At 68.1% G+C, this 1,629-nt stretch carries 2 protein-coding genes; both read right to left on the bottom strand.

Going from position 1 to position 1,629, the window contains the following annotated elements; translation table 11 throughout:
* Positions 1-114 precede the first annotated feature (114 nt).
* Positions 115-891 (bottom strand): NPP1 family protein, encoded by a 777-nt coding sequence (locus FNH08_RS49800; protein WP_152778600.1) that lies wholly within the window; start codon positions 889-891, stop codon positions 115-117.
* A gap of 192 nt (positions 892-1,083) precedes the next feature.
* Positions 1,084-1,524 carry an ATP-binding protein gene (locus tag FNH08_RS49795; RefSeq protein WP_152778598.1) on the bottom strand — a complete coding sequence of 147 codons (441 nt, stop codon included), beginning with the start codon at positions 1,522-1,524 and terminating at the stop codon, positions 1,084-1,086.
* Between the last annotated feature and the right edge of the window lie 105 nt (positions 1,525-1,629).

The following is a 1,629-nucleotide window of genomic DNA, read 5'->3' as shown; positions in this document are numbered from 1 at the left end:
CCTGTCAGGACCCCCGCGATCCCCCCGGATCCCCCACCGAGTGGTCCTGATGCCAAGTACGACACGCAGAGTGCCGGAAGGGTTGCACGGTGCCCCGAGGGTTTTTCGGCGGGATCAGCCCCAGGCGTCGAACGTGATGCCCGACGGCTTGCCCTCGTTGAGGTTGTTCTCGAAGTTGCCGTCCTTGATGGGGAAGTTGGCGCTGCCCCAGTCCTTGTTGGCCAGCGCGTCACGGACCGAGGTCGACGGGAACTGGTCCCAGCCGACCAGGTCCTCGTAGTGCCAGGCCCCGGTGTCGTTCTCCGGCGCCTCGGACGCACTCGCGAGGCGGAAGGCGTGGGTGCTCACACCGTCCTTGTGGTACACGATCTTGGGGTGCGTCTTGGCGGCGTCCAGCCACGCGACCGAGGAGGCGGCGTAGGTGGTGTAGTCGCCGTGGGCGGAGGTGGACACGTAGGCGGGCTGGCTCGCCCCCTGCTGGACCCAGACGATCACGGACTCGAAGTCGTGGCGGTGCCCGCCGCCGAACACGGTCGCCTGGTCCTTCTCGAAGTAGCTGGCGTAGACGATCCCGCACCAGCCCTGGTTGCACTTGCTCCGCGCGTAACTGTTGTCGTTGTTCAGGTGGTTGGCGGTGCGGCAGCCGCCGGTGATCGACCCGGAGGGGTTGAGGCCACCGTTGAGGTTCCCGTTGGCGTCGACCGCCGCCGCCGGGTAGCAGCTGTCGGTGTCGTAGTCGTAGACCGGCTCGAACGCCCGCTGGAGTGTGGTGGCGTTGGCCGGGAGCGGTGCCAGTACGGCGGCGGAGGCGCTGCTCGCGAAGCCGATGGTCAGCGCTGCTGCCATGCCCATGACGAGTGAGGTCTTGCGGATGCGCGATCTGAGGCTCATTGCGTCCTTCTGAACGGTCACCGGGGGATACGCGGTCTGACTGACACGCGTGATGACGGTCCCGGCACCCTGTGAAAACCAGGGAGTAACCACGTGTCCGGGCGGGGAAGTGCCGACCAACTGCCGAAGGGTGACGGGGTGGGCCGACAGTAGCGGATGACGTAACTCGTCAGTAACCCCTTGCGGCCGTACTCACAGGTTGATCTCGGCCCGTACGGTCTTGCCGGGCGGGTCCCGGTCCAACACCTCCCACCGGTCGGCGAGCGCGTCGACGAGGACCAGGCCGCGCCCGGACTCGTCGAGGGGCTGCGCGGGCCGTACGTCGGCGGGGGCGGGCAGGCGCCGTTCGTGCCGGGTGTCGGTCACCTCGATGTGCAGCACCCCCGTGGCCAGGGAGAGCCGCAGCTCGAAGTCCCGTCCCGGTACGCGGCCGTGGGTCACGGCGTTGGTGGCGAGCTCGGCGACGATCAGGGCGGCGGTGTCCGAGGTCTTCGAGCCGTAGGGGATGCCCCAGGTGTGCAGTTGACTGACGGCGAGGTGGCGGGCGAGGCGGGCCCCGAGCGGGGTGGCACTGAAGCGCTGGACGAACACACGTACGGTAACCGGGCGTTGGGGGGTGGGTGGTGCTGTCATGCGCTCAATCTGGCGCCCGGAAACGCCACTTCACCAGGTCAACGCCGCGTACGCTGCGGGAGCGTACGCGGTTACGGGCTGGACAGTACTCGTGACGTTCCGTAA

The sequence above is a fragment of the Streptomyces spongiae genome (assembly GCF_009377185.1).
Taxonomy (GTDB): domain Bacteria; phylum Actinomycetota; class Actinomycetes; order Streptomycetales; family Streptomycetaceae; genus Streptomyces; species Streptomyces spongiae.
Note: the sequence above shows the minus strand (reverse complement) of the source record. Positions and strands in the feature narration are given on the sequence as shown.

Coding starts and splice junctions, on each gene's coding strand:
- FNH08_RS49800 (WP_152778600.1), bottom strand. CDS start 891: ATGAGCCTCAGATCGCGCATCCGCAAGACCTCACTCGTCATGGGCATG.
- FNH08_RS49795 (WP_152778598.1), bottom strand. CDS start 1,524: ATGACAGCACCACCCACCCCCCAACGCCCGGTTACCGTACGTGTGTTC.